Raw genomic sequence first — 5,129 nt, 5'->3', positions numbered from 1 at the left:
GCCCTACCGACTCCGCCCACTCGCCGGCACCGCCACACCCCCGCTGCGACACCCCGGCCGGCCCGGCCCCGCCACCGTCCGCACCGCCGCGCACCTGACCCTGCCCGGCTCGGCACGCCACATCGCCCTCACCTTCGACGACGGCCCGCACCCCGTGCACACGCCCGCCGTGCTGCGCGTCCTACGCCGCTACCAGGCACCCGCCACGTTTTTCATCATCGGCGAGAACGCCGCCTGGAACCCCGACCTCATCAAGGCCATCAACGCCGACGGCCATCTGATCGCCAACCACTCCTGGAGCCACCCCCAGCTGAACCTCATCCCCACCTGGCGGGTCCGCCGCGAACTCGGCCGCACCTGCGACCTGATCGAACGCGCCCTCGGCGCACCACCGCGCTTCGCACGCGCGCCCTACGGCGCCTGGCACGGGCCCTCGCTACGGGTCTGCGCGGAGCTGGGCATGGAGCCGATGGGCTGGTCGATCGACACCCTCGACTGGAAGGAACCGGGCAGCCGCACGATCCGCTCACGGGTCCTGGACGGCGCCCGCCCCGGCGCCGTGGTACTCGCCCACGACGGGGGCGGCGACCGCTCCCAGACGGTCGACGCCCTCGCCCACTACCTGCCACGGCTGATCGACCGGGGCTACACCCCGGTACCGCTCACCGACCCGGCCCCGGCCTGACGGCCCCGGCGCCCAGGCTCGCCCGGCGTCAGCCGGCGCTCCTGGCCAGCGCCTCCCGCACGGCCTCGTCGCTCCGGCCGACCACGGCGGTGCCGTCGTCGGCGGTGATGAGGGGACGCTGGATCAGCCGCGGATGCTCGGCCAGCGCGGCGATCCAGCGCTCCCGCTCGGCGGGCTCCTTCGGCCACCGGCCGATGCCCAGCTCCTTCGCGACCTGTTCGCCGGTGCGGGTGATGTCCCACGGTTCCAGGCCCAACCGGCCGAGCACGTCGCGCAGTTCGTCCGCGCTCGGCGGGTCGTCCAGATAGCGCCGCACGGTGTACTCGGCGCCCTCCTCGTCCAGCAGCCGCACCGCGCCACGGCACTTCGAGCACGCGGGATTGATCCAGATCTCCATGCCGACCACGGTAGCGCCAGCCCCACCCCCGGCCCGGGTGCCGGCCCGCCGGCGAGGTGGGTGGCCCGCCGGATAGGCCCGGCGGCGGCCGCCGACCAGGCTGTCGGTGACCGACCACACGCCGAGGGGAACCCTGATGCGCCTCACCCGGACCACCCGTGCCACGGCGGCGGCAGCCGCGCTCACCACCGTGCTCACACTCACCCCCGCGCAGGCGGCGACAGCACTCGCCGCTCCTGCCGCCCCCGCACCCGCACCCGCGCGTGCGGACACCGACCGGTCCGCGTTCCAGGCCGACGTGTCCGCGGCCCTCCGCGAGGCGGACTTCGTCAGCCTCGCCGGGGAACTCCGCGTCGACGGCCGCCCGACCGGGGCCCGCGCCGGCGTCGCCGACCTGCGCACCGGCGCACCCGTGCCGGCCCGCACGACGTTCCGCATCGCCAGCACCACCAAGACCTTCGTCTCCGTCACCCTGCTCCAACTCGTCGGCGAGGGGCGGCTGTCGCTCGACGACCCGGTCGAGCGCTGGCTGCCCGGCGTGGTGCGCGGCAACGGCAACAACGGCAACGCCGTCACCGTGCGCAACCTGCTCCAGAACACCAGCGGCATCCACAACTACACCGACAGCCTGGAGGACGGGGAAAGCGCCGCGTCCTTCGAACGCCACCGCTTCCGCCGCCACACCCCCGAGCAGCTGGTGGCGCTCGCCATGCGGCACCGTCCGAGCTTCCCACCCGCCCACAAGGACGACCCGGCACCCGACTGGGAGTACTCCAACACCAACTTCGTGCTCGCCGGCATGGTCATCAGGGCCGTGACCGGCAACAACTGGCGGGTGGAACTGGAACGCCGGATCCTCCGCCCGCTGCGGCTCGCCGACACCCACGCCCCCGGCGGCTCGCCGTGGCTGCGCGGCCCGCACGCCCGCACCTACCACCGCTTCGAGGACGCCGACGGCTACACCGACACCACCGTCCGGGACGTCACCTGGGCGGACGCCGCCGGCGAACTGGTCAGCAGCCACCGCGACGTGCACCGCTTCTTCACCGCGCTGCTGGCCGGCGAACTGCTGCGACCGGCCGAGCAGCGGGCGATGCTGCGCACGGTGCCGATGCCCGCGATGTACCAGGAGGTGTGGCCGGGCGCCCGCTACGGACTGGGCGTCATGTCGCAGGACCTGCCGTGCGGCGGCGTGCGCTGGAACCACGGCGGTGACCTGGAGGGCACGGCCTTCCGGAACTCCTTCACCGCCGACGGCCGCTCCGGGATCTCCCTCGTCACCAGCGGCAAGCGGTACGACGACACGGCGGTCTTCCGGCAGGAGGAGGCGCTCCAGAAGGTGATCGACCGCGCCCTGTGCGCCCGCGGAGCCGGCGCCTCCTCCGCCCCGCACGGGGGTTGACAGGCGGTTGACCTTCCCAACTCGGCGGTAGCTTTGTCCCACAACTTCCGCTTTGCGCGTTCACGCGGCAGAATGAGAGTGCGGTCAGGCTTGTGTTTCCTCTGTCCCAAGGGGGCGAATCGCATGGCCGATATCTCGCACGCCCGCAGTGACCTCACAGGTCACCCGGACGCCATGGAGATGCGGGCCCGGTACGACCGAGTACTGGGCGGCAGGGACGTCGCGCTGGTGGACGGCCCGGTGTTCCTCGCCGGTCTCTACCTCGCGTGCTCCCCGTGGATCGTGCACTTCACCGCCAACCAACCGGCGTTGACCGTGCACAACCTCATTATCGGTGGCGCCATAGCCGTGATGGCTCTTGGTTTCACCATGGCCCCTGAGCGCATGTACGGGCTCAGTTGGGCGATGTGCGCCATCGGCGCCTGGCTGGTGGTCTCCTCGTGGATCGCCGGTACCAACCCCGATGCCGGAGTCATCTGGAACAACGTCGTCGTCGGTGCTGTCGTCTTCTGCATGGGCCTGGCCTGCGCGGCCACGGCGATGCGGGTGAAGAAGCGCGCCTGACCCGCGACGTCCCGAATGCCCGAGGCGTCTGACAGCCGCGAAGGAAGTGATGTGGAAGAGCAGGGCAAGCAAGACACACGGTCCAACGCGCGCCGCCCCGTCGACACTCCAGCCCCGGGGGCGGCGCGCACCTCCGTGCCCGGCCGCCCCCCGCACGCCTCCCCGGTGAGGCCGGCGCCCGCGCGCCGCCCCGGCGCACGGCGTACGGCGGCGGGCGCGCTGACGCTGCTGGCCGCCACGAACGTCGTCGCCAACCGGGTCGCGCCCCGCTCCTCCGTGCCCGTCACCCTCGCATCCGCCACCGCGCTGGCCGCCCTGGCCCGGGCCCGCGGCCACGGCTGGTCGACGCTGGGCCTCGGCCGCGACCGGCTGGCCGCCGGCGCCCGGCTCGGCGGAACCGCCGCGGCGGGCGTCGCCTTCCTCTACACCGCCGGCGCCCTGCTGCCCGCCACGAGGCCGCTCTTCGCCGACCGGCGCGCCGCCCCCGACCTGCCCGGCCTGGTCCGGCAGTCTCTCCTGGACGTACCGCTGGGCACGGTGCTGCCGGAGGAGATCGCGTTCCGCTCGGTCCTGCCCGTTCTCCTCTCCGACGCGTTCGGCGAGCACGCCGGCCGGGTACTGCCCGTCCTGCTGTTCGGCCTGTGGCACGTCCTCCCCTCGGCCGATCTGGTCGCCGCCAACCCCGCGCTCGCCTCCGCCTCCGCCGCCGGAACCGGCGCCCGCCGCGCCAACGCCGCGCTCGGCGCGGTGGTGACCACCTCCGCCGGCGGCGCGCTCTTCGCCGCCTCCCGTGCCCGCAGCGGCAGCCTCCTGGCCCCGGCACTGCTCCACACCGCACTCAACTCCCTCGGCTACCTCGCCGCTTGGGCCGTGAACCGGGCCCGCCGGCAGTAGCGCCCCGGGCATGGCCGCTGACGGTGACGTGCGGCAGGCCGGGGAGCCGGACCCCGGAGCCTCGGAGGTGGCGAGGGCAACACGGCTACAGGTGACCGTCGACTGCGCGGACCCCACTCGGCTGGTCGCCTTCTGGGCGGAAGCGCTCGGCTACGTCCCGGCGCCTCCGCCGGACGGCTTCCCCGACTGGCGGTCCTGCTACCGCCACATCGGCGTGCCCGACGACGAACTGCCCGAGGAGGCGGACGTGACCGACTCCGTCGTCGACCCCGCGGGCGTGGGCCCCCGGCTCTGGTTCCAGCAGGTGCCGGAGCCGAAGGCCGGGAAGAACCGCCTCCACCTCGACCTGCGGGTGACGGCCGGCCGGGCCGTCCCGCTCGCGGAGCGCCGCCGCCAGGTGGACGCCGAGGCAACCCGCCTCCAGGAGGCCGGCGCCCGGCTGCTCCACGTGCTCGACACCGAGGGCGTCGACCACTACGCCGGGGTCATGCAGGACCCCAACACCTCTCACTACCGGTTCCCGTACATACACCCCGGAGCTCCCTTCCCGGCGTCCGCCTTCCGCGCCCCGGGGGTGGCCGCATGGCCCGTGGGGGAATGGTGGTCCACTCCGACTTCGGCGAGTGCTGCGGCGCGGCGCCGTCCTCCGTCCGGCCCTGCTCCGGGGGCGTGGGCGGGCCGGACGGCCGATCCTGGGATCCCCGGCCGTGGGGGCGCGATCCTCCGGAGGTGGTGACCGCGTGAATCCCGTCGCTCCGTACCCCCTGCGTGTCGAGGCCGAGGTCGATCCCCGGCTGACGCGCTGGATGTGGCTGGTGAAGTGGTTCCTGGCCATTCCGCACTACATCGTGCTGGTCTTCCTCTGGATCGCCTTCTGGGTCCTGACCCTCGTGGCGTTCTTCGCGATCCTCTTCACGGCCCGCTACCCGCGGGGGATCTTCGACTTCAACGTGGGGGTGCTGCGCTGGACGTGGCGGGTGGTCTTCTACGCGTGGACGGTGCTGGGCACCGACCGCTACCCCCCGTTCACCCTGAAGGACGTGCCGGACTACGCGCTGCGTGTCCACGTCGACCACCCGGAGCGGCTGTCCCGGGGGCTGGTCTTGGTCAAGTGGTGGCTGCTGGCGCTTCCCCACTACTTGGTGGTCGCGGCCTTCACCGGCGGCAGCTGGGGGTGGGGCTCGGGC

Annotated in this window: 7 protein-coding genes; 6 read left to right on the top strand and 1 reads right to left on the bottom strand. The window is 73.5% G+C overall.

The genetic code is table 11. The annotated features are described in order from the left end of the window. On the top strand, positions 1–685 hold a 685-nt coding region (locus GL263_RS21110), incomplete at its 5' end, for a polysaccharide deacetylase family protein (protein WP_182857312.1). Positions 686–713: 28 nt separating this feature from the next. On the opposite strand, the gene GL263_RS21105 is transcribed toward GL263_RS21110, so the two are convergent. After that, positions 714–1,082: an arsenate reductase family protein gene (locus GL263_RS21105; RefSeq protein ID WP_182857311.1), complete on the bottom strand. Its 369-nt coding sequence runs from the start codon at positions 1,080–1,082 to the stop codon at positions 714–716. Between the two features lie 136 nt (positions 1,083–1,218). Between GL263_RS21105 and GL263_RS21100 the strand changes: the two genes are divergently transcribed. The 5 genes from GL263_RS21100 to GL263_RS21080 form a co-directional block, all read left to right on the top strand. After that, positions 1,219–2,484 (top strand): serine hydrolase domain-containing protein, encoded by a 1,266-nt coding sequence (locus GL263_RS21100; RefSeq protein ID WP_182857310.1) that lies wholly within the window; start codon positions 1,219–1,221, stop codon positions 2,482–2,484. A gap of 123 nt (positions 2,485–2,607) precedes the next feature. Then, positions 2,608–3,048, top strand: coding sequence for an SPW repeat protein (locus GL263_RS21095; protein ID WP_182857309.1), 441 nt, complete (start codon positions 2,608–2,610; stop codon positions 3,046–3,048). Positions 3,049–3,213: 165 nt separating this feature from the next. Then, complete coding sequence (locus tag GL263_RS21090; RefSeq protein ID WP_182857308.1) at positions 3,214–3,942, top strand: CPBP family intramembrane glutamic endopeptidase; 729 nt, start codon at positions 3,214–3,216, stop codon at positions 3,940–3,942. Between the two features lie 10 nt (positions 3,943–3,952). Continuing rightward, the gene (locus GL263_RS29095; protein WP_323379503.1) at positions 3,953–4,678 is read left to right on the top strand and encodes a VOC family protein; all 726 of its coding nucleotides are present in this window, start codon (positions 3,953–3,955) and stop codon (positions 4,676–4,678) included. Positions 4,679–4,682: 4 nt separating this feature from the next. Beyond that, positions 4,683–5,129 (top strand): DUF4389 domain-containing protein (locus GL263_RS21080; RefSeq protein WP_323379502.1); only part of this gene is annotated, 447 nt, incomplete at its 3' end.

This window comes from Streptomyces durbertensis (assembly GCF_014156695.1).
GTDB classification, from domain to species: Bacteria; Actinomycetota; Actinomycetes; order Streptomycetales; family Streptomycetaceae; genus Streptomyces; species Streptomyces durbertensis.
Note: the sequence above shows the minus strand (reverse complement) of the source record. Positions and strands in the feature narration are given on the sequence as shown.

Excerpts from the sequence above, each read along its gene's own strand:
- GL263_RS21105 (WP_182857311.1), bottom strand. The coding sequence starts at position 1,082 with ATGGAGATCTGGATCAATCCCGCGTGCTCGAAGTGCCGTGGCGCGGTG.
- GL263_RS21100 (WP_182857310.1), top strand. The coding sequence starts at position 1,219 with ATGCGCCTCACCCGGACCACCCGTGCCACGGCGGCGGCAGCCGCGCTC.
- GL263_RS21095 (WP_182857309.1), top strand. The coding sequence starts at position 2,608 with ATGGCCGATATCTCGCACGCCCGCAGTGACCTCACAGGTCACCCGGAC.
- GL263_RS29095 (WP_323379503.1), top strand. The coding sequence starts at position 3,953 with ATGGCCGCTGACGGTGACGTGCGGCAGGCCGGGGAGCCGGACCCCGGA.